Source organism: Bradyrhizobium mercantei, assembly GCF_001982635.1.
Classification (GTDB): Bacteria; Pseudomonadota; Alphaproteobacteria; order Rhizobiales; family Xanthobacteraceae; genus Bradyrhizobium; species Bradyrhizobium mercantei.
Map to the genome: position 1 here is coordinate 1 of NZ_MKFI01000014.1, position 21,367 is coordinate 21,367.

The 21,367-nt window shown below is 65.8% G+C and carries 17 protein-coding genes; 8 read left to right on the forward strand and 9 right to left on the reverse strand.

The genetic code is table 11. From position 1 onward, the window contains the following. On the forward strand, window positions 1–799 hold a 799-nt coding region (locus BI327_RS39385; protein WP_076867028.1), incomplete at its 5' end, for an IS30 family transposase. A gap of 7 nt (window positions 800–806) precedes the next feature. Here the strand turns inward: BI327_RS39385 and BI327_RS39390 are convergent. Beyond that, a complete protein-coding gene (locus BI327_RS39390) occupies window positions 807–1,670 on the reverse strand; it encodes a LysR family transcriptional regulator (RefSeq protein ID WP_076867071.1) in 864 nt (287 codons plus the stop codon). A 97-nt stretch (window positions 1,671–1,767) separates the two neighbouring features. Here BI327_RS39390 and BI327_RS39395 point away from each other — a divergent pair, with 97 nt between their 5' ends. Further along, window positions 1,768–2,691, forward strand: a complete 924-nt coding sequence (locus BI327_RS39395; protein WP_076867029.1) for a DMT family transporter — start codon at window positions 1,768–1,770, stop codon at window positions 2,689–2,691. 108 nt (window positions 2,692–2,799) lie between these two features. Further along, window positions 2,800–4,134, forward strand: coding sequence for an NRAMP family divalent metal transporter (locus BI327_RS39400; protein WP_076867030.1), 1,335 nt, complete (start codon window positions 2,800–2,802; stop codon window positions 4,132–4,134). Here BI327_RS39400 and BI327_RS39405 read toward each other — a convergent pair. Then, window positions 4,131–4,622: an Lrp/AsnC family transcriptional regulator gene (locus tag BI327_RS39405; RefSeq protein WP_083742409.1), complete on the reverse strand. Its 492-nt coding sequence runs from the start codon at window positions 4,620–4,622 to the stop codon at window positions 4,131–4,133. The genes BI327_RS39400 and BI327_RS39405 overlap by 4 nt on opposite strands. A gap of 140 nt (window positions 4,623–4,762) precedes the next feature. Here BI327_RS39405 and BI327_RS39410 point away from each other — a divergent pair, with 140 nt between their 5' ends. Further along, complete coding sequence (locus BI327_RS39410) at window positions 4,763–6,064, forward strand: aspartate aminotransferase family protein (RefSeq protein ID WP_076867031.1); 1,302 nt, start codon at window positions 4,763–4,765, stop codon at window positions 6,062–6,064. Between the two features lie 5 nt (window positions 6,065–6,069). Here the strand turns inward: BI327_RS39410 and BI327_RS39415 are convergent, their stop codons facing one another. The 5 genes from BI327_RS39415 to BI327_RS39435 form a co-directional block, all read right to left on the reverse strand. Further along, on the reverse strand, window positions 6,070–6,849 hold the full coding sequence (locus BI327_RS39415) for a TIGR02186 family protein (RefSeq protein ID WP_076867032.1): 780 nt from the start codon (window positions 6,847–6,849) through the stop codon (window positions 6,070–6,072). Next, window positions 6,846–7,775: a sulfite exporter TauE/SafE family protein gene (locus BI327_RS39420; protein WP_076867033.1), complete on the reverse strand. Its 930-nt coding sequence runs from the start codon at window positions 7,773–7,775 to the stop codon at window positions 6,846–6,848. The genes BI327_RS39415 and BI327_RS39420 overlap by 4 nt, the downstream gene beginning before the upstream one ends. A 322-nt stretch (window positions 7,776–8,097) precedes the next feature. Next, window positions 8,098–8,937, reverse strand: a complete 840-nt coding sequence (locus tag BI327_RS39425) for a COG3904 family protein (protein WP_076867034.1) — start codon at window positions 8,935–8,937, stop codon at window positions 8,098–8,100. A 115-nt stretch (window positions 8,938–9,052) separates the two neighbouring features. Then, window positions 9,053–12,631 carry an SEL1-like repeat protein gene (locus tag BI327_RS39430; RefSeq protein ID WP_076867035.1) on the reverse strand — a complete coding sequence of 1,193 codons (3,579 nt, stop codon included), beginning with the start codon at window positions 12,629–12,631 and terminating at the stop codon, window positions 9,053–9,055. A 278-nt stretch (window positions 12,632–12,909) separates the two neighbouring features. After that, window positions 12,910–13,497: a PadR family transcriptional regulator gene (locus BI327_RS39435; protein ID WP_026191938.1), complete on the reverse strand. Its 588-nt coding sequence runs from the start codon at window positions 13,495–13,497 to the stop codon at window positions 12,910–12,912. Window positions 13,498–13,658: 161 nt separating this feature from the next. On the opposite strand from BI327_RS39435, the gene BI327_RS39440 reads away from it, so the two are divergent. The 4 genes from BI327_RS39440 to BI327_RS39455 all read left to right on the forward strand — a co-directional run bounded on the left by BI327_RS39440 (window position 13,659) and on the right by BI327_RS39455 (window position 19,670). Next, the gene (locus BI327_RS39440) at window positions 13,659–14,075 is read left to right on the forward strand and encodes a nuclear transport factor 2 family protein (RefSeq protein ID WP_076867036.1); all 417 of its coding nucleotides are present in this window, start codon (window positions 13,659–13,661) and stop codon (window positions 14,073–14,075) included. A gap of 108 nt (window positions 14,076–14,183) precedes the next feature. After that, a complete protein-coding gene (locus tag BI327_RS39445) occupies window positions 14,184–15,971 on the forward strand; it encodes an acyl-CoA dehydrogenase C-terminal domain-containing protein (protein WP_076867037.1) in 1,788 nt (595 codons plus the stop codon). A 138-nt stretch (window positions 15,972–16,109) separates the two neighbouring features. Beyond that, on the forward strand, window positions 16,110–17,318 hold the full coding sequence (locus BI327_RS39450; protein ID WP_076867038.1) for an acetyl-CoA C-acetyltransferase: 1,209 nt from the start codon (window positions 16,110–16,112) through the stop codon (window positions 17,316–17,318). Window positions 17,319–17,456: 138 nt separating this feature from the next. Continuing rightward, the gene (locus BI327_RS39455) at window positions 17,457–19,670 is read left to right on the forward strand and encodes an FAD-dependent oxidoreductase (protein WP_076867039.1); all 2,214 of its coding nucleotides are present in this window, start codon (window positions 17,457–17,459) and stop codon (window positions 19,668–19,670) included. Window positions 19,671–20,119: 449 nt separating this feature from the next. Here the strand turns inward: BI327_RS39455 and BI327_RS39460 are convergent, their stop codons facing one another. Next, window positions 20,120–20,404 (reverse strand): hypothetical protein, encoded by a 285-nt coding sequence (locus BI327_RS39460; protein ID WP_245335070.1) that lies wholly within the window; start codon window positions 20,402–20,404, stop codon window positions 20,120–20,122. Between the two features lie 344 nt (window positions 20,405–20,748). Beyond that, entirely contained in the window at window positions 20,749–21,366 is a 618-nt protein-coding gene (gene gstA, locus BI327_RS39465) for a glutathione transferase GstA (protein WP_076867041.1), read from the reverse strand. Window position 21,367 lies beyond the last annotated feature (1 nt).

Genomic DNA, 21,367 nt, shown 5'->3' on the forward strand with positions numbered 1-21,367 from the left:
GCCCGGCCTGCGCCGTGCGGTGTTGGAACGTCTTGGCCGCGGCTGGTCGCCCGAGCAGGTCGCCGGCCGGCTGGCTCGCGAGCACGGCCGCAGGGTGATCTCCTATGAGAGCATCTACCGCTTCATCTACGCCCAGCTCATCCGCACCTCGGACTTCAGCTGGCGGCGCTATCTGCCGCGCGGCAAGAGCAGGCGCGGTCGCCGCGGCAAGCGGGGCGGCAGTCCCGCAAGCTTCATTGAGGGCCGTGTTTCGCTGGATCAGCGTCCCATCGAGGTCGCCGATCGCAAGACCCCGGGGCATTGGGAGGCCGACCTCATGATGTTCTCCAAATACGGTCAGCAGATCCTGGCCGTGCATGAGCGCACCTCCCGCCTGTTGCTCGGCGTCCCCCTCGCAAGCAAGCTCGCCTCCGGCGTCGCGCACCATCTCGTGCGCCTGTTCGAGGTGCTGCCAGAGCCGATCCGCCAGACCGTTACCTTCGACAACGGCACCGAGTTCGCATCTCACCTTTCCCTGCAAAGCCTCTTGATCAAGACGTTCTTCTGCGATCCCCACGCCCCCTGGCAAAAAGGTGGCATCGAGAACGCCATCGGCCGCATGCGCCGCTTCATCCCGCGCAAGACCGACCTCGAGAAGCTGCCGACCCGCCGCCTCCGCAAGTCCATCGCCGCCTACAACAACACCCCGCGCAAATGCCTTGACTTCAGGACCCCCGCAGAGGTCTTTGCTGCTCACGTGTTGCACTTCGAGTGTGAATCCACCTCCCTGCTTTCGCAGGGACGACAGCAGGTAGCGTGATTTCGCCTCACGCCGCCTTCGCCTGCACGCTCTCGCAATACTCCGCGAGCCGGTCCGCCAGCCGCAATGTCGCGGGGCTGGCCTCGGGCGCGGCGACGAGCGCGACTTCGGTTCGCTCGATCGGCGCAAAGCCGTCCTTCGCCGTCAGCACGCGATGCTCGGCCTGGATCGACATTTCCGAAAGAATGCTCAAGCCGAGGCCTGCGGCGACTGCGGCCTGGATGCCGGCGAGGCTGGAGGAGGTGTAGGCCATGTGCCAGTTGCGGCCGGCGCTCTCCAGCGCATGGATGGCGTGGGCGCGGTAGAGGCAGCCCGAGCCGAAGCCGATCAGCGGCACCGAGCCGGTCGTGGTGTCGCGCGGATGGCTTTTGCTCGTCACCCAATGCACGCGTTCCGGCCACACCGCGATGCCGCCTCGCTCGCTGGCCGCGCGCTTGATCAGCGCGAGATCGAGATCGCCGCGCTCGAGGTCGCGGTACAGGAACAGGCTCTGGCCGGAGCGCACATCGAGCCGCAAATTCGGATGGCTGCGCGCGAAGGTCGCGAGTAATCTCGTCAACCGATAGGCGGCAAAATCCTCGGTGATGCCGATCCGGATCGCGCCTCCGCTGCCGGGGCGCGACACCACGTCACGCGCCTCCTCGGCGAGCGCCAGCAGCCGCCGCGCATAGGTCAGGAGCTGATCGCCGGCTTCGGTCGGGGTGACGTCCTTGCCGCTGCGGATCAACAGCGGCTGGCCGACATCCTCCTCCAGCCGCTTGATCTGCTGGCTCACCGTCGATTGGGTGCGGTGGACGCGCTCGCCGGCGCGGGTGAAGCCACCGGCATCCACCACCGAGACGAAACTGCGCAGCAGCTCCAGGTCGAGCATCGCAGCCTCCATTCATAAATCCACTGCATGTCAGTCTATCATTTAATTTCCAAATATCAAGGCGCGGGCCTAAATCATGGGCGAAGGAGAATCTGCCATGTCCGCCGCATCTTCAATTGCCGCACCCCGCGCCCGCTTCAACACCCTGCCGCTGCTGATCGCGCTGTTCTGCCTGCTCTGGAGCTACGCCTTCGTCGCCGGCAAGATCGGCGTCACCGATTGCCCGCCGCTGATCCTGCTCGCCGCCCGCTTCTCACTGGCCGGCGTCCTGATCCTCGGGATTTCCTGGCTGCGCAGCGACAAATGGGATCTCAGCTGGCGCGACGCGGCCGTGTTCGCCGTGATCGGCGTTGCCAACAACGCGCTTTATCTCGGCCTCGGTTATACCGGCCTGAAGACGGTCTCGGCCGGGCTCGGCGCGCTGATCGTCTCCGCCAACCCGGTGTTCACCGCGATGCTGGCTGCAATGTTCCTCGGCGAGAGCATGACCTTGCGCAAGGTGGTTGGTCTCGTGCTCGGCATCGTCGGCGTCGCCTTCATCGTCTGGCATCGGATCAAGGTCGGCAGCGACAGCCCGCACGGCATCCTGTTCACGCTGGCCTCGCTCGCCTCGATCGTCGCCGGCACCGTCCTGTTCAAGCTGCTGGCGCCGAAGGGGAGTCTCTGGATCGGCAACGGCATCCAGAACATCGCCGGCGGCCTTGCGGTGATGCCGTTCGCCTTCACGCTGTCCAGCATCAGTGACATCGTGCCCAGCATGCGGCTCGCCGGCGCCTTCGCGTTCCTCGTGCTCGGCGGCTCGATCCTCGCCTATTTGCTCTGGTTTCATCTCCTGAAGGTGTGCGGCGCGACCGCCGCAAGCGCCTATCACTTCCTGATGCCGCCGCTCGGCATGCTGTTCGCCTATCTCGTGCTCGGCGAGCATGTCGAATTTCGCGATCTGCTCGGGATCGTTCCGGTCGCGCTCGGCATCTATCTGGTGACGCGGCCTGCCGCATCCGCCAAGGCGCGCATTGCATGAGCATCCGACCGCTAGCGGCGGCCATGGGGCCGCCGTCAGCGCGCCAAGGGTTTCACTCTAGGAACCTTGCCGGTCTCCGAGCCGTTATCGCGACGGCCGGAGCCGGACATGACGCAGCAGAGGATGACCCCGCGAGAGCACGGCAAGTCCCGCAGCCTGTCGACTGACAAGCCACCGCGCGAGCCGTTGAGCGTCAGCCGCATCCTGAAGACGCTCGGTCCCGGCCTGATCACCGGAGCCTCCGACGACGATCCATCGGGCATCGGCACCTACAGCCAGGCCGGCGCGCAACTCGGCTACGGCATCGGCTGGACCATGCTGCTGACCTTCCCGCTGATGACCGCGATCCAGGAGATTTCCGCGCGGGTCGGCCGTGTCACCGGCCACGGCATCGCGGGCAACGTCTGCAGGCACTATCCGGGCTGGCTGCTCGCTGCCGTTGTGACCCTGCTGTTCGTCGCCAACACCGTCAACATCGCCGCCGACTTGTCGGCCATGGCCGATGCGACCAGGCTTCTGATCGGCGGCCCGGCCATCCTCTATGTCGTGCTGTTCGGCGTCACCTCGGTGGCTGCCCAGGTATTCATGAATTACCGGTGCTATGTTGCCGTGCTGAAATGGCTGACGCTCAGCCTGTTCGCCTATGTCGCGGCGCTCGCGTTTGCCAAGGTGTCGTGGACGCAGGCGCTGGCTGGCGTGCTGCTGCCGCGCGTCAGCTGGAGCGCGGACTATTTCACCACCATCGTCGCGATCCTCGGCACCACGATCTCACCCTATCTGTTTTTCTGGCAGGCCTCGCAGGAGGCCGAGGAGCAGCGTATCGATGTCAGCAAGCATCCGCTGATCGAGAAGCATCACGGCGCGCGGAAGGAATTTTCGCGGATCCGTGCCGACACCATCACCGGCATGGCGTTCTCCAACGTGATCGCGCTGTCGATCATCGTCACCGCCGCGGCGTCGCTGCACGCCGCCGGCAAGACCGACATCCAGACCTCGGCGCAGGCCGCCGAGGCGTTGCGCCCGATCGCCGGGCCGTTTGCCGAGGTGATCTTCGCGCTCGGCATCGTCGGCACGGGCCTGCTGGCGATCCCGGTGCTCGCGGGGGCGACGGCCTATGCGGTCAGCGAGGGCCGGCGCTGGCCGGTCGGACTGACGCGCAAGCCGAAGGAGGCGGTCGCGTTCTATTCGGTGCTGGCGCTGTCGGGCGGCGTCGGCATCGCGCTCAATTTCACGCCGATCGATCCGATCGCGGCGCTGTACTGGAGCGCGGTGGTCAACGGCGTGCTCGCCGTGCCGGTGATGGTGCTGCTGATGTTGATGGCGCGCCACAGGGAGGTGATGGGCCGCTTCGCGATCGGCGGTACGCTGTACTGGCTCGGCTGGCTCTCCACGGCTGCGATGGCGCTCAGCGTGATCGCGATGGGGATCGGATTTCTCCTTTAATCCTCGGCGAACAGCGAGCTGTCGATCTTGGTGGTCGATTTGACCTTTCGCAGGATGATGGTGGTGCGGTAGCTCGCGATATCGGTGTCCGGATGCATCAGGCGATCGAGGATGAATGATTGATAGCGCGCGAGGTCGGACGACACGACCCGCAGCGCGTAGTCCCAATCGCCGGCGATCATGCAGCATTCGACCACCTCCGGAAGGGCAATCACCTTCTTCTCGAAGCGCTCGAAGGATTCCCTGTTCTGCTGCTTGAGGCGGACCTCGACGATCACGTCGAAGCCTAGTCCGATCCGCCCAGGGTCGACCAGTGCCACATAGGAACTGATGACGCCGTCCTCTTCGAGCGTGCGGACGCGTCGCATGCAGGGTGCGGACGAGAGGCCGATCCGTTCGGCCAGCTCGAGATTGGTGATGCGTCCCTCGACCTGCAGCACATCGAGGATTTTCCGGTCCATCTCGTCGATCACGATCGTGGTTCCCATTTCTTTCGCATTTTCCGTCTTTTGCGCAATTGATTGCAGAAGAGGGGCTGAATTGCATCTCAAATCGCAATGTCATTGCTGCGATGCGCGCATAAGATGCGCTGGAGACGCCAATAGCGGCGACTGAGCAGGGAACGGGCATGGCCGGAAACGACGACAAATCCTTTTGGGATCGCGCGCGGCGGCACCTCATCCGCTACGGCGGGACATTCGCTCCCGTCATCATCGAGCGCGCCTCCGGGTCCTTCGTCTATGACGCCGACGGCCGCGCCATCCTGGATTTCACCTCCGGGCAGATGAGCGCCGTGCTTGGTCACGGTCACCCCGAGATCGTCCGGACCATCAGCGCGCACGCCGAACGGCTCGACCATCTGTTCAGTGGCATGCTGAGCCGTCCGGTCGTGTCATTGGCCGAACAGCTCGCTGAGCTGCTGCCGCCGGGGCTCGATCGCGTCATGCTGCTGAGCACCGGGGCTGAGTCGAACGAGGCGGCGATCAAGATGGCGAAGCTCGCTACCGGCGGCTTCGAGACCGTCGCGTTCGCGCAGTCCTGGCACGGCATGACGTCAGGCGCGGCCGCCACCACCTATTCGGCCGGCCGCCGGGGCTATGGTCCGGCGCCGGTCGGCTCGCTCGCGATCCCTGTGCCGAACCTTTATCGCCCGCGCTTCGGCCATGCGGCCGATTGGCGGGCGGAGCTGGCTTACGCCTTCGATCTCATTGACCGCCAATCGACAGGATCGCTGGCGTGCATGATCGCCGAGCCGATCCTCAGCTCCGGCGGGCTGATCGATCTGCCGGAGGGCTACCTTGCCGCGCTGAAGGAGCTGTGCCGCGCCCGCGGTATGCTGTTGATCATAGACGAAGCACAGACCGGCCTCGGCCGGACCGGCGCCATGTTCGCTTTCGAGCGCGATGGCGCCGTGCCCGACATCCTGACGCTGTCGAAGACGCTCGGCGCCGGCCTGCCTCTGGCCGCGGTGATCACCTCGGCCGAGATCGAAGAGCGGTGTCACGAACGCGGCTTCCTGTTCTACACGACGCATGTGTCGGACCCGATGCCGGCCGCGGTCGGGCTGAAGGTGATCGAGATCATCCTCCGCGACCGATTGGTCGACCGCGCCAGGATCGCGGGCGCGCGGCTGCGGGACGGGCTCCTCGCGCTTCAGAACCGCTTCGAATGCATCGGCGACGTGCGCGGCCGCGGGCTGATGCAGGGCATCGAGATCGTGCGCGACCGCTTCAGCAAGGAGCCTGACGAGGCGCTCGGAACGCTTGTGTCGCAGCGCTGCATGGAGCTCGGAATGAGCACCAACATCGTGCAGTTGCCCGGCATGGGCAGCGTGTTCCGGATGGCTCCGCCGCTGACGATCAGCGATGACGAGATCGATCTCGGTCTCTCGATCCTGAGCGACGCGTTCGAAAGCGCGTTGCACGGATAGGGCGGCTAGTCCTTCCGGAACACGATCGAGGCCATCCAGCCGGTCATCAGCGCCATGAACGCGGTGACGAGGCCGTAGACCAGGCCGTTCTGCCGCGCGGTGGTGGCGACGAACTGCTCGAAGCCGACCTTGACGATCTCGAACGCGGTCTCGGTCTTGGTCACCAGCGCGCCCTCGGAAAACAGCTTGATCTCGACATTGTAGGTGCCGATCGGCACCTCGGCCGGCAGCGGAATGCCGGTACGGAACAGGGTCGGGGTCAGGAATGTCACCGCCGAGGTCGCCTCGCGATAGAGTCCGTGCTCAGAGCGCAGGCGGACGAAGGCGCTGCGGAAAGGGTCGTTCGGCACCACGTCGGCGAAGTCGGGGCCGACCCGCTGCATCAAGAGCACGTTGTTGAGCCCAAGCTGCTGCCGCCGCTGCACCTCCGGCGAGGCGATCTGGTCGAACGGGCGATTGGAGAACAGCGCGAGATAGCCCGGCACCTGCAGGAACTGGCGCGAATCGGTGTTGATCCAGATGCCGAATTTGCGCTCCTTGCGTCGCGTCACCATGTCGGCGCGCGGGCCTGATACCGTGACCACGAGATCGTAATTGCCGCGATTGGGCGGCGTCTTGTCGTCCTTCTCGACCGAGCCGAACAGCACCAGCTCGCCGCCGGAATAGTTCGGCGTCACGGTGACGCGGTGGTTGGAGACCGACACGATCAGCCGCTCGGCACAGGCGGGTGTGGCGGCCAGGCCGGCGACAAGGCTCGTGATCGCAAGCAGCGCGCGCAGCCTCATGGCGGCGCTCCGCCGGTTTCGCGGATGCTGAACAGGTCCTGCGGCCGGATCACCAGCTCGACCGCGAAGCGGATACCGACCGCGAGCACGAGCAGGCCAAGCAAGAGACGCAGATGCTCGCCGCGGATCTTCTGGCCGGCACGGGCGCCGAACTGCGCGCCGGTGACGCCGCCGATCATCAGGATCAGCGCCAGCACGGCGTCGACCAGATGGTTGGTCACTGCGTGCAGCATGGTGGCGAACACCATGGTGACGAGGGTGAGCACCATCGAGGTGCCGATCACGGTCGAGGTCGGTACCCGCAGCACATAGATCATCAGCGGCACCAGGATGAAGCCGCCGCCGATGCCCATGACAGCGCCGATGAAGCCTATGATGAGCCCGATCGCGACCACCGGGATCACCGAGAGGTAGATCTTGGAGCGCTTGAAGCGCAGCTTCAGCGGCAGGCCGTGGATCCAGCCATGGCTGCCGGGCTTGCGCAGCGTGACCGGGCCGCCACCGCGGGACCGCAGCATTGCGCGCAGGCCTTCCCAGAACATCAGCCCGCCGACCGTCGTCAGCAGGATGACGTAGGACAGCGCGATCATCAGGTCGAGCTGGCCGAGCGAGCGCAGGAAGGTGAAGGTCCAGACCCCGAGCGTGGTGCCGAGCGTGCCTCCCACCAGCAAGACCGCCGCCAGCAGCGGGTCGATCGCGCGTCTGCGCCAATAGGAGATCGCGCCGGAGAACGAGGATGCTGCGATGTGGCTGGCCACCGAGGCAACCGCGACCGCGGGCGCGATGCCGACGAAGATCAGGAGCGGCGTCATCAGGAAGCCGCCGCCGATGCCGAACATGCCGGAGACGAATCCAACCGCCGCGCCCATCGCCAGGATGAGGAAGACATTGACCGGGATGTCGGCGATCGGGAGATAGAGCTGCACGCGCGTCGCTTCTTGTCGGTTCGCCGCATGCTGGGGCGCAAGGCCGCATCACGGCGTGATGTCGTTCGGGTCGGGCATTCTCCGGCTGAACGAATCCGGTCGGCGCGCAAGAAGCAGGCGAACGCGGGTCGATTGCCGCGTTCTTGCATAACTGAAATCGGCGAGGGGAGGGACTAAAGAATCCGCCCGGGGTGGCATTTTTCGCCGCACCTTGCCGCTATGCTGCGCACGTGGTTGATAATTCAGATTAATGACGTCTGTATCGGCTTATTTGAGCATGAACCTTTTCGGAAAACCGCTCCGCACTTTTCCGGATCATGCTTCAGGGCCGATCGACCGGCTTGGTGATCAGGTTGAGCGCGAGCGCCTCCTTCGGGCTCAACCAGCGGATGTCCGAGGTCTGCGACATCGCCTCGACGACGGCAGACGAGACGCCCATCTTGGTCATGTAGCCGAGCACCATCCCCTGGATACGCTGGGCCTCGGCGAGGGGATCGCTGACCGGTGCGCTGGTCGTGAAGCGATGCACGCCAAGCCGCGAGCCCGCGATGCCGTAGCGGGTCTCGCCGCCGGCATAGACCAGGACACAGGCGCTGGCGCAGGCCGCGGGGCGGAGCTTGCCCGAGGCGTCTGATGTGGCCACCGCGGTGACGAGGCCATGCGCGCGGATGACCTCGCCCATGATGGCGGCCTGGTTCAGCGCGCCGCCCTGCGACGACAGCAGCACGGCATCGCCAGGCGCGAGACGCGCCTCGCTGAGCCGGTCGCGGAACCAGCTCGCGCTGGCCGAGCCGATCTTGCCGCTGATCGCGAGCGCACGCCTTCCATGGCCCGACCCGTCGATGTCGACATCTGATATCACCGCCGACGTCATGCTCGCCGCGATGTAGGTTTCGCGCCAGAAATCCCAGGCACCCGGCCGCGACAGGTCGCGATAGGCCTGAATGGCGACGCTCGACAGCAGCAGCACGAAGATGATGATGGACCAGAGCGAGAACCGGAAAGCGCCGGGCGGCGAGGCCACCTTCGCTTGCGGAGGCGGAGGCGGCGCGCTGGGGCGCGCGGCAAACGGAGATGGAGTCTGGCGCGGTGGCGCGACGCGGGGACCGGTCGGCGACGAACGGTGGCCCGTTCCATCATCCTGAGGATCGTCGACAGACAAGCCTGACCCTCCGGAACGGATGCGCGGTTGGCGCGGGACTGCGCGCCTGTCTACACGGCGGAAGGGTGGAGGTACAGGACAGCGGCGCCGTCAAGGCGCCGCAGCTATTCTCGTTTTAGTGAGCCGGAGCGGCGAGCGCCGCGGTCCGCTTCGAGGGCTGCTTGACTCCCTTCGCCGCCGCGGGCTGCGCGGGGGCGCCGTCCCAGCCGCCGGCCGGGGCCGGCACGTTGACCGCATCGCTCGGCTGCGGTTCGGGGGTAAAGGTCTGGATCGCAAGCTTGGCCGCTGCCAGCGACTGCGGGTCGAGCCGCTTGGCGATATCGTCGCGCTTGTGGCCGGCGTCGGCGTCGCCCTGCGCGGCCGCGAGGCTGAACCATTTGAAGGACTCGGCGAGGTTCTGTTCGACACCGATGCCGCGTGCATAAAGAATGCCGAGATTGACCTGGCTGTCGGTGACGCCGCGATCGGCCGCCTTGCGGAACCACTGCGCCGCACTCTTGTAGTCGGCGCCCTTGCCGCCGCCATCGGCGTCGAGCACGGCGAGGTTATGCATCGCCTTGGCGTTGCCGCGCTCCGCGGCCTGCACGTAGTAGCGCCGCGCCGTATCGAAGTCGCGCTTCACGCTGAGGCCCTTCTCGTAGAAGGTGCCGAGCCGGAACATCGCGGGCACCACGCCGGCCTGCGCCGCGCGGCCATACCATTTGGCGGCTTCGTCGACATTGGCGGTCACGCCCTTGCCCTCGGCAAAGCGGACGCCGACCTCGTAGGCCGCAGCCGCGTCACCCTTGATAGCGGCGCTGCGCAGCGCCAGGCCACCGATCGCGTCGGGCAGTTTCTCGCCCGCCGGAATCTGGATCGTGGCGAGCTTGCCGCCGAGCGGCGGCGCGGTCGGAATCGCGCCGGTGACGTCGTTGGCGGCGGCGGCTGGTGCGGCGGGCTCCGGCGCGGCGGCGGGTGCGGGCAAGGTTGCCGGTGGGATCGTCACCTGCGCGCTGTCGAGCGTGTTGGGCGCCGCCGTGTTGTTGGATTGGCGGCCGAGCGGCGTCGGCGAGGTCATCGACGGCCCGGGCACTGACGGCCCGGGCACGCTCGAAGGTGCGGCCGGTGCCGGGGCAGGCATGATCGAATTCTCGGCGGGCGGCTGCGCGGCCGGCTCGCTGTGCTCGATCGCCGCCGGCATCTGCGGCGCGGAGCTGGTGTCGAGCAGGTTCATCGCCATCTTGACGGTCGAGAGCAGGATCACGACCACGCTCGCGCCGACCAGCAGGGAGCGGATCTTGGAGGTGATGGTCGAAGGCTGGGCCTCCGGCGCGCCAGTCGCGGCCGCGCCGGATGCGGGCGCGCCGGCCTTGGCGGCAGCCTTCGCAGCCTTGTCGGCCTTTTCCTTGGCCTTGGCCGCAGCCTTGCTCGCGGCGCGCGCGGCCTTCTCATTGACGGGTTGTGCGGCGGCGGCCTGCGCGGCGCGGCGCGCGGCGGCGATGAAGCTCGATGTCGAGACCGGCTCCTTCTTGCCGGCGGGAAGGTCAGAGATCGCGCGCTCGGAATCCGCGATCCGCTCCGATGGCGAGGAGACGCGGCCCGACGGGCGCGTACCCGGCTCGAGCGGATGATCCGGCGGCAGCTCCGGCGCGATCGCCGCGCGGGCGGACGTCGCATGCGGCTCGAGGATCTCGCTGATCGCGCGCGGCGGCAGCGGCGGCGGCGCGGCCTCGACCGGCTGCGCGGCATGGAATTCGCGCGGCGCGGACATGAAGTGCTCCTGCGCCAGCGCAGGATTGGGCAGTTCAGGCCGGTACGATTCAGACCGGTAGGATACAGGTTGCGGCTGCGCGATCGGCTGCGGCATCGCCGCGCGCGCCATCTCCATCCGCGGGGCTTCCATCCGCAGTTCGGCCGGTGCGGGAGCGGGCGGAGCCGGCGGCGGCGCGGTGCGCACCGTGCGCAGATCGTTCTCGATCATCGCCAGCCGATCGACGACATGGCCGAGCGTGTTGTGGACGGTCTCCAGCGAATCCTGGGTGCGGCGATCGGTTTCCGACTGGCTGAAGCGGATGTCGGACAGTTCGCGCTTCACCAGGTCGACGATGCCGCTGTCCATCATCGGCTGCGGCGAGGAGCTGCCGAAGTTGTTGCGGGTGGCGTCGGCGAGCGAGGCGATATGGGCGTGCTGGGCCTCGAGGTGCCGCATGATGTCATGCAGCCCTTCCTCGACCCGGCCGAGATTGCCGGAACGCTGGTCGGCGGCCTCCAGGCGCTCGAGCAGATACGAGACGCGCTGTTCCAGATGGGTGAACGCGGACGAGCTGTCGTTGCCGACCTGCAGGCGGTCGATCCGCTCCGACAAAGTGCGCACCGCGCTTTCGATGGCGTCGGTATTGTCGGTGCCGGCCGGCCGCTCGCGGCCTTCCAGCGACGAGGCCAGCGCCGCGATGCGCTGCTCGATCCCGGCGAACGCATCGCCGAAGGATTCCCCGCGTGACATCTGCGACAGCTGGTCGACCTTCGCCGCCAGCGCATGCACGTCGCCGGACAGTTGCAGCAGCGCATCGTTGGAAGCGACATTGGAGACGATGGCGCGAAGTGCGGCGATCGCGCTCTCGAGCTGATGCACCGTCGACGGATCGTCGTTGGCGCGCAGGATCATGTCGAGCTTGGCGCCGAGATTGCGGATCGCCTCGTCGTAGCCGGTGAGCTGCTCGGCGGGCGTCAGCGTGCGCAGCGCCTCGCGGATCTCCGACAGCGCGCGTTCGATGCCGGCAATCGCCTGGCCCTGGCCGTTGTTGCTGTCCTGGCGGATCTCGTCGATCCGGTGATGCAGCGAGCGGATCTCGTTCTCGATCGATTCGATCGCCCGGCGCGGCATCGCCTCGGTGATGGCCTGGCGGATTTCCGCCAGCTCGCCGCGGAACGACGCGATCGATTGCTCGATATGGTCGGGCCGCTGCAGCGCCTCGATCTGGCTCGTGATCTTGAGCAGATGACGCTCGAGCGAGGAGAAGTCGGGCCCGGCGGGGGCCGCGGGCTGTGGCGCGTAGGCGGCCATCGGCGGCGCCGATTGCTGCATCGGCGGCGCGCTGCGCGGCGGCATCTGCCGCGGTGCGGGACCATCGAGCTCGTTCTGGCGTGCGGCGATTTCCGCGATCGCGGAATCGAACGATGCCGGGCTCAGCGGCGGCGAAGCGCGGTAGACCTGGGCAGCAGCGCGCTCGACCGCCTCGGCCTGGCGCAGCCTCTCCTCCAGTTGCCGTTCGTTGATCTGCGGCTCGCGCTGCATCGGCGCTTCACGCATCATGGGCTGGGGTTGCGGCTCGCGCGCCGGCTGCGGCCGCGAAATTTGCGACAGCCGTGCATCGAGGCGCGAGATCGCGTCGTTCAATTGCCGTGCGACGGCGGGCTGGCCGCGCGGCACCTCGGCGCGCACGGCCTCGGCGCGCGTCATCGGCTTGGCAATCTGTTCGATCTGGCGGGTGATCGCGTCGAGCCGCTGGTGGATGTCGGCGACCTCGCGGCTTTCCTGGCTCGGCATCGGCTGCCGTTGCTCGGGCGCCATGCGCCAATCCGGCGGGCTCGGCTCGCCGACGGTGGAATTGAGCCAGTCGTTCAGCGACATGCCGGCGCGGCGCGCAGCCGCCTCGGCCCTGTCGCGGACGGAGGGATCGATGCCGTCAACACTCCACGATACGCGCGAATTCATGATTCCGTCCGGTCCCGACTCCGGCGCTACACCCTGCGCCCGCAGCCTCCCCGCGCATTCCCGTTAAGAGACAATCGAATTCTGCGCTGGTCGTCTGCTTCAGCTGCTGACTTTTTCCCGTCACGGTAAATAACGGGTTAAGGAATGCAGCCGGCGGGCTTTAAAGTTAGGGAATCCGGGAACCTGTTGCGCCGGATCAGGACAGGCCTATCGTTTTCCGGCAAAGCGGATTTCGCCGCGCCCCGGCGACACGCGCAAAGCATACGCGCGATTTGTTTCTAGCCGTTGCTTTCGCGCTTGCCGTCGTCGAGTGGCAGCACGTTGCCGCGGCCGGACATCGCCGACAGCGCGTCGAGCGCCTCCTCGCACCATTCCACCACCATGCGCTCATGGCGCATCCCGAGCCGCAGGCTGAGCATCTTGCCGACGTCGGCCGGCGGCGCGGTGCCGTCGGGAAAGCGCTTGTTGAGCAGGCGCTCGTAGCGCTCATAGCGGTCGCGGTGATGCTCCAGCCGCGCCATCAGGTCGGTGCGCAGCGGCTCGATGTCGACGCAATCGAGCGCATAGAGCCGGACCAGCAGATCGTCCTTGATCGAGGGCGGAACGCTCGGCCGCGCCGCCCAGTGCTTCAACGCCGCGCGGCCCTCGGCCGTCAGCGTGTAGACCAGCTTGTTGGGCTTGCCGGACTGCACCACCTCGCGGCCCTGGACATGGCCCTTGTCGCGCAGCCGGGAGAGCTCGCGGTAGATCTGCTGGTGGTCGGCCTTCCAGAAGAAGCCGATCGAGGCGTCGAACGTCTTGGCGAGCTCATAGCCCGTCATCGGACGTTCCGTGAGGCAGGCGAGGATTGCGTCACCGAGTGCCAACGCCCACCTCCATCTCAGTTCCCCAAAAGGCCATTCCGAAGTTCGCTTGACTTTATGCGTTACTGTGCATATGCGTCAATATGCATATGGTGATCGGCCTGCCGCCTTGTCGCGCGCGGCCGATGTTCAGGCCTCTCAACCCCGCCGCAGGAGACGTCCGAATGAGCAAGCCGGGCCTCGACAAGTGGTACGCCTACATGAAGTCCCACGACACCGCCGCTTTGTGGGATCTGCTGCATCCCGACGCGGTGTTCGAAAGTCCGGTCGTGCACACGCCGCAGCGCGGCCGCGACATCACCTTCAAATATCTCACCAGCGCCGCCAAGGTGCTCGGCGGCCCGACCTTCAGATATTTGGGCGAATGGAAGAACGACACCGGCGCGGTGCTCGAATTCGAGAACGAGATCGACGGCATCAAGCTCAACGGCGTCGACATCATCACATTCGACGGTGACGACCGGATCACGCATTTCAAGGTGATGGTGCGTCCGCTCAAGGCGATCAACCTGCTGCATCGGATGATGGGCGAGGAGTTGATGAAGCAGAGCGGCGCAACGTCGCAATCACAGTCTCGCTAGGACCTGCCGCGGACCCTCCGAACCGGATAAGGTCCGCTCCAACACACCCAAGGACACGCTGCGCAGCATAGGTCGCACATGCGGCCGCGAGCCAGCCGGGAGATCAGCATGCCGACCTACAAAGCCCCCGTCGAAGACGTCAACTTCCTGTTGAACGACGTTTTCCAGATCGATCGCTACGGCAATCTTCCCGGCTTCACCGATGCGTCGGCCGATGTGCGCGAGGCGATCCTCGGCGAGGCCGCCAAGCTCAGCGAAGAGGTGTTGCAGCCGCTCAATCGCACCGGCGATCTCGAAGGCTGCAAGCGCAATGATGACGGCAGCGTCACCACGCCGAAGGGCTTCAAGGACGCCTACAAGCAGGTCGCCGAAGGCGGCTGGCTCGGCCTGTCGGCGCCGGCGGAATTCGGCGGCCAGGGCCTGCCGGTGACGCTCTCGCAGGCGGTCAACGAATTCCAGATCTCCGCCAACATGGCGTTCGCGATGTATGGCGGCCTGACCATGGGCGCGACCGCGGCGCTGCTGGTGCACGGCTCCCCCGAGCAGAAGAAGACCTATGTGCCGAAGATGGTCGCGGGCGAGTGGACCGGCACCATGAACCTGACCGAGCCGCATTGCGGCACCGACCTCGGCCTGCTCCGCACCAAGGCGGTGCGCCAGGCCGACGGCAGCTTCAAGATCACGGGCACCAAGATCTTCATCTCCGCCGGCGAGCACGACCTTGCCGACAACATCATCCATCTCGTGCTGGCGCGCATCGAAGGCGCACCGGCCGGCATCAAGGGCGTCTCGCTGTTCGTCGTGCCCAAGGTGCTGGTCAATGCCGACGGCTCGCTCGGTGCGCGCAATGGCGTCAGCTGCGGCTCGATCGAGCACAAGATGGGCATCCACGGCAACTCGACCTGTGTGATGAACTACGACAACGCCACCGGCTGGCTGATCGGCGAAGAGAACAAGGGCATGCAGGGCATGTTCGTGATGATGAACGAGGCTCGCCTCGGCGTCGCCGTGCAGGGCCTGGCGCAGTCCGAGGTCGCCTACCAGAATGCGGTCGCCTATGCGCGCGAGCGCCTGCAGGGCCGCTCGCTGACCGGCGTGAAGGAGCCCGAGAAGCCGGCCGATCCGATCATCGTGCATCCCGACGTGCGCCGCACGCTGCTCACCATCCGCGCCTTCAACGAGGCGGCGCGCGCCATGGTGATGTGGACCGCGCTGAAGAGCGACGTCGCGCACCGGTCCAACGATCCGAAGGATCGCCAGGCCGCGGATGATCACATGGGCCTGATGACGCCGGTGCTGAAGGGCGTTCTGACCGATACCGGGTTCGCCAACACGGTCTCGGCGCAGCAGATGTTCGGCGGCCACGGTTATATCGCCGAGCACGGCATGGAGCAGTTCGTGCGCGATGCCCGCATCGCGATGATCTATGAGGGCGCCAACGGCATCCAGGCACTCGACCTGGTCGGCCGCAAGCTGCCGCGCGACGGCGGCCGCGCCGCGATGGCGTTCTTCGGTGAGGTCACGGCCTTCTCCAAGGAGCATGGCACTGAGGAGGCGATGAAGCCGTTCATCACGCCGCTTTCGACCGCGCTCGGCCATCTGCAGCAGGCGACCGGCTGGCTGATGCAGAACGCGCTGAACAAGCCCGACAATGCCGGCGCCGCCGCGACCGACTACATGAAGTTGTTCGGTCTGGTCGCGCTCGGCTACATGTGGGCCAAGATGGCCAAGGTGGCGCAGGACAAGGCCGCCGCCGGTGCCACGCCCTACCTCAACACCAAGCTCGTGACCGGACGTTTCTTCATGGAGAAGCTGCTGCCGGAGACCGCCGTGCACCTGGCCCGGATCCAGAGCGGCAGCGCCACCACGATGGAACTGGCCGCGGAAGCGTTCTGAAGCGTTTTCCAGCGAAGTGGATACCGGTTCGCATGAAGAAAACGCGTCAAACAAGAAAGCCCTGAAAAATTGCCGCCGCACCCATGCGGCGGCGCTTCCTTCCGTATATATTATGATCCTCATATCAAGGAGGGCGTCATGCCTGAGGCATACATCTACGATCACGTTCGTACCCCGCGCGGCCGCGGCAAGGCTGACGGCGCGCTGCACGAGGTCACCGCGCTGGCGCTCGCCACGGTGCCGCTGAAGTCGCTCAAGGAGCGCAACAATCTGCCCGAGGACTCCGTCGACGACGTCGTGCTCGGCGTGGTCGATCCGGTCGGTGAGGCCGGAAGCGACATCGCCCGCTTTGCCGCGCTGAACGCCGGCCTCGGCGAGAAGGTGCCGGGCGTGCAGATCAGCCGTTTCTGCGCCTCCGGCCTCGATGCCGTGAACTTCGCCGCGGCGCAGATCATGAGCGGCCAGCATGAGCTCGTGATCGGCGGCGGCGCGGAATCGATGAGCCGCGTCGGCATCGGCGCCTCCGGTGGCGCCTGGCCGATGGACCCCTCGATGGCGGTGCCGGCCTATTTCATGCCGCAGGGCATCTCGGCCGACCTGATCGCGACCAAATACGGTTTTTCGCGCGACGACGTCGACGCCTACGCCGTGCAGAGCCAGCAGCGCGCGGCGAAGTCCTGGGATGAAGGCCGCTTCAACAAGTCGGTGGTGCCGGTCAAGGACATCAACGGCCTCACCATCCTCGCCAAGGACGAGCATATGCGCCCGACCACGACGATGCAGTCGCTGGCGCAGCTGCAGCCGTCATTCGCGGCGATGGCGGCGATGGCCGGCTTCGACGCGGTGGCGATCCAGTCGCATCCCGAGGTCGAGAAGGTCAATTACGTGCATCACGCCGGCAATTCCTCCGGCATCGTCGATGGCGCCGGTGCCGTGCTGCTCGGCAGCAAGGAGGCGGGTGCGAAGTACGGCCTGAAGCCGCGGGCGAAGATCCGCGCCTTCGCCAATATCGGCTCGGAGCCCGCGATGATGCTGACCGGCCCGGTCGACGTCACCGAAAAGCTGTTCGAGCGTTCCGGCATGAAGAAGTCGGACATCGACCTGTTCGAGCTCAACGAGGCGTTCGCCTCGGTGGTGCTGCGCTACATCCAGGCGTTCGACATCGACAATGCCAAGATCAACGTCAATGGCGGCGCGATCGCGCTCGGTCATCCGCTCGGCGCGACCGGCGCGATGATCCTCGGCACCGTGCTCGACGAGCTCGAGCGCACCAACAAGGAAACGGCGCTGGTGACGCTGTGCATCGGCGGCGGCATGGGCACCGCCACCATCATCGAGCGCGTGTAACCGAGAAGGCAGCGTCATCCTGAGGTACGAGGGCGACAGCCCGAGCCTCGAAGGATGGATAAATTCACCGGGTCATCCTTCGAGGGCCTCGCAAGAGCGAGGCCACCTCAGGATGACGGAGAGACTGGGAACCGCAACATGGCTTACAAGAATTTCAAGTTCGACGTCGACGCCGACGGCATTGCGCTGGTTACTTGGGACATCCCGGGCCGTTCGATGAACGTTTTCGACGAGGTCTCCACGCAGGAGATCGGCGAGATCATCAAGCAGACCACGAGTGATCCCGCGATCAAGGGCGTCGTGATCACCTCGGCGAAAGAGGCGTTCTGCGCCGGCGCCGATCTCTCGATGCTCGAGGGCATGAACCGCTCCTACGCGCAGCTCTTCAAGGAGAAGGGCGAGGAAGCCGCGAACCAGATGCTGTTCGAGCAGAGCCGACAGATGTCGCTGTCGTTCCGCGCGATCGAGACCTCGGGCAAGCCGTGGGTCGCCGCGATCAACGGGCTTGCGCTCGGCGGCGGCTTCGAGATCACGCTGGCCTGCCACTACCGCGTCGCGGCCGAGAACCCGAAGACCCGGCTCGGCCTGCCCGAGATCAAGGTCGGCCTGTTCCCCGGCGCCGGCGGCACCCAGCGTGTACCGCGTCTGGTGCAGCCGGCGGACGCGATGCAATTGCTGCTCAAGGGCGAGGCGGTCAATCTGACCCGCGCCAAGGCGCTCAATCTGATCCACGCCGTGGTCCCGGCAGCCGACCTGATCAAGGCCGCCAAGGACTGGATCAAGGGCGGCGGCAAGGCCGTCGCGCCGTGGGACGAGAAGGGTTTCAAGCTGCCCGGCGGCCCCGTCTTCTCCAAGATGGGCATGCAGATGTTCCCGGCCGGCAACGCGATCTATCGCCGCGAGACCTACGACAATTATCCGGCCGCGCGCGCCATCATGAGCTGCGTCTATGAAGGGCTGCAATTGCCGATCGACGCCGCGCTGCGGGTCGAATCGCGCTACTTCACCAAGGTGCTGCGTTCGAAGGAAGCGGCAGCGATGATCCGCTCGCTGTTCCTGTCGATGCAGGAACTGAACAAGGGTGCCCGCCGCCCGGCGGGCGTGCCGCCGACCAAGGTCAAGAAGCTCGCCGTGATCGGCGCCGGCTTCATGGGCGCCAGCGTCGGCTATGTCTCGGCGCAGGCCGGCATCGACGTCGTGCTGGTCGATCGCGACCAGGAGAGCGCCGACAAGGGCAAGGGCCACGCCAAGACCGTGGTCGACGGCCTGATCGCCAAGGGCCGCATGAAGCAGGAGGCCGCGGACGCCATCCTGGCACGGATCTCGGCAACGTCAGACTACAACGTGATCGCGGATTGCGACCTCGTCATCGAGGCGGTGTTCGAGGACCGCAAGGTCAAGGCCGACACCTACGCCAAGGCGCAGCCGCTGTTGAAGTCGGGCGCGATCTTCGCCTCCAACACCTCGACCCTGCCGATCAATTCGCTGGCCGAGGAGTTCAAGGACCAGGGCAAGTTCATCGGCATCCACTTCTTCTCGCCGGTCGAGAAGATGATGCTGGTCGAGATCATCCTCGGCAAGAACACCGGCGACGTCGCGCTGGCGACCGCGCTCGACTATGTCCGTGCGATCGGCAAGACGCCGATCGTAGTGAACGATTCCCGCGGCTTCTTCGCCAACCGCTGCGTGATGCGCTACATCTCCGAAGGCAACGAGATGCTGCTCGAAGGCGTGCCGCCGGCGATGATCGAGAACACCGCCAAGATGGCCGGCATGCCGGTCGGGCCGCTGTCGTTGCAGGACGAGGTCGCGCTCGATCTCGGGCTGAAGATCACCAAGGCGACCGAGGCCGACCTCGGTCCCAACGCGATCGACCAGGCGCAGAAGAAGCTGATGGTCGAGATGGTCGAGAAGCAGGGCCGCTTCGGCCGCAAGAACGGCAAGGGCTTTTACGACTATCCCGAGAGGGGCAAGGGTCAGAAGAGCCTGTGGCCGGGGCTCGCCAGCCTGCAACCGAAGCAGCTCGATCCCGATACGCTTCAAGTCGAGGAACTGAAGCAGCGCTTCCTGGTGGTGCAGGCGGTGGAAGCGGCGCGCACCGTCGAGGATCACGTGATCACCGACGTGCGCGAGGCCGATGTCGGCTCGATCCTGGGCTTCGGCTTCGCGCCGTTCACCGGCGGGGCGCTGTCCTATATCGACTTCATGGGCACCAAGAACTTCGTCGAACTCTGCCACGCCTTCGAGAAGAAGTACGGCTCGCGCTTCACCCCGCCGAAGCTGCTCGAGGAGATGGCGGCCAAGGGCGAAACCTTCTACGGCCGCTTCCCGCCGAAGAAGCAGGCGGCGTAAGCGTTTCTCCACTCCCTCTCCCCGTTCTTACGGGGAGAGGGTTGGGGTGAGGGGCCGTCTCCGCACATTCGGTGATAGCTGTGTTCGCGGAGACTTCCCCTCACCCAGAACGCATCTAACGACGCGTTCTGACCTCTCCCCACAGGCGGGGCGAGGTGAAGCGCGTCGGGTCATCGATCCGACTTGATCCTGTTGCGTGACGGTCATGCCGGTCAAAGTCCCGCCACGCTTGTTCCCAACTGGCACCACGCTGCTGGCATCACTCTTGCTGGTTGATCGTCTAGACGATCAGCAAGGCGACGATCAGGCTGGGGTGTCGTGCAATGCGTGTTGTGCTCAAGGAAGGTGCCGCTGAGACCGCGGGCAAGCGTTCTTTCCCGCTCTCGCCGCCGCGACGCCAGAATCCGCTACGCTTGCGCGGCAAGGGTCCGTCATGGACCGCCCTGGTGCTAATCGTTCTGGCCGTGGATCTTGTGCTGGCGGCCGCGGCCTGGAATGCCGTCGATTTCTTCCGCCATTGAGCTGTCATTCTCCATCGACAGCATTCCGCCGGTGAGATAGGCGATCTGGTTGACGGCGAGGCAGGCGACGACGATTGGGGCACCGGTGGCAAAAGTAAAGCCGCCGGATTGGAGCACGATCGCTGCGAGCACCGCGATCAGCGGTGACACCAGCATCAATGTCCAAACCCGAAAGTATAAACCGGTTGCCAGCCCGGCGAGCGTGCTGGTCAATAAAAGCGTCAAGGCGATTGTCACATTTTCAGACCAGTTGGAGCGGAGGGCGCGCCGCAGGTCATAGTCGGTCAGTTGGATCGCACGAACAAGGACGTCAACGCCCTCAGCCGGAAGTACACCGACTTAGTCTTAATTGGTAAAATGCGGATTAAATTTGATTTGTTCCAGCACGTATCGAAACTTTGCACCGCTCATTTCTCCCGGAAGGTGCGGTGCACCAAGTCGCCCAGCAGCTTCATCAGGCAGGACAGCACCGCCCCGCTTGCTGATCGGGGGCTCAGACAAAAAGGGCCGGATCCCGATCCGGCCCTTTCGCGTCTGATGAAAGCTTGCTCGAAAGCTCAGGCCGCCTTTATCAGGCCTTCCTTCTTCAGCGCTTCCTGCACCTTCGGGCGCGCGGCGACGCGGGCCTTGTAGGCCGTCACGTTCGGCAGGCCGGAGAAGTCGAAGCCGAGCCGGTCCTGCGCCCACATCATCATGGTGAAGAGGTAGCCGTCGGCGACCGTGAACTGGCTGCCCATCAGATATTCGCGTCCGGCGAGCTGGCTCTCGACATATTTGAACTTGCCCATGGCGCGGTCCTTGAAGAAGGCCTTGGCATCGTCGGCGAGCACCGGCGAGAACATCGGACCGAGATTCTTGTGCAGCTCGGTCGTGATGTAGTTCAGCCATTCGAGCAGCTTGTAGCGCTCGTTGGAATCGCGGGCCGGCGCCAGCTTCTTGTCGGCAACCGTGTCGGCGATCATCTGGATGATGATCGGCCCTTCGGTAACCAGCTCGCCGGTATCCAGCGCCAGCGCGGGCACCTGGCCCTTGGGGTTCACAGCGAGGAAATCGTCGCCGCTTTCGAGCTTCTTGGCGCGCAGATCGACCTTGACCAGGTCGTAGGGCAGGCCAGCCTCGAGCAGGGCGATGTGGGGGGAGAGGGAGCAGGCACCGGGGGCGTAATAAAGCTTCATG

What these genes read in the sequence shown, in the direction of transcription:
- BI327_RS39405 (WP_083742409.1), bottom strand. Translation starts at nt 4,622, where the DNA reads ATGGGAACCACGATCGTGATCGACGAGATGGACCGGAAAATCCTCGAT.
- gstA (WP_076867041.1), bottom strand. Translation starts at nt 21,366, where the DNA reads ATGAAGCTTTATTACGCCCCCGGTGCCTGCTCCCTCTCCCCCCACATC.
- BI327_RS39445 (WP_076867037.1), top strand. Translation starts at nt 14,184, where the DNA reads ATGCCGACCTACAAAGCCCCCGTCGAAGACGTCAACTTCCTGTTGAAC.
- BI327_RS39395 (WP_076867029.1), top strand. Translation starts at nt 1,768, where the DNA reads ATGTCCGCCGCATCTTCAATTGCCGCACCCCGCGCCCGCTTCAACACC.
- BI327_RS39410 (WP_076867031.1), top strand. Translation starts at nt 4,763, where the DNA reads ATGGCCGGAAACGACGACAAATCCTTTTGGGATCGCGCGCGGCGGCAC.
- BI327_RS39390 (WP_076867071.1), bottom strand. Translation starts at nt 1,670, where the DNA reads ATGCTCGACCTGGAGCTGCTGCGCAGTTTCGTCTCGGTGGTGGATGCC.
- BI327_RS39440 (WP_076867036.1), top strand. Translation starts at nt 13,659, where the DNA reads ATGAGCAAGCCGGGCCTCGACAAGTGGTACGCCTACATGAAGTCCCAC.
- BI327_RS39430 (WP_076867035.1), bottom strand. Translation starts at nt 12,631, where the DNA reads ATGAATTCGCGCGTATCGTGGAGTGTTGACGGCATCGATCCCTCCGTC.
- BI327_RS39415 (WP_076867032.1), bottom strand. Translation starts at nt 6,849, where the DNA reads ATGAGGCTGCGCGCGCTGCTTGCGATCACGAGCCTTGTCGCCGGCCTG.
- BI327_RS39400 (WP_076867030.1), top strand. Translation starts at nt 2,800, where the DNA reads ATGACGCAGCAGAGGATGACCCCGCGAGAGCACGGCAAGTCCCGCAGC.
- BI327_RS39455 (WP_076867039.1), top strand. Translation starts at nt 17,457, where the DNA reads ATGGCTTACAAGAATTTCAAGTTCGACGTCGACGCCGACGGCATTGCG.
- BI327_RS39450 (WP_076867038.1), top strand. Translation starts at nt 16,110, where the DNA reads ATGCCTGAGGCATACATCTACGATCACGTTCGTACCCCGCGCGGCCGC.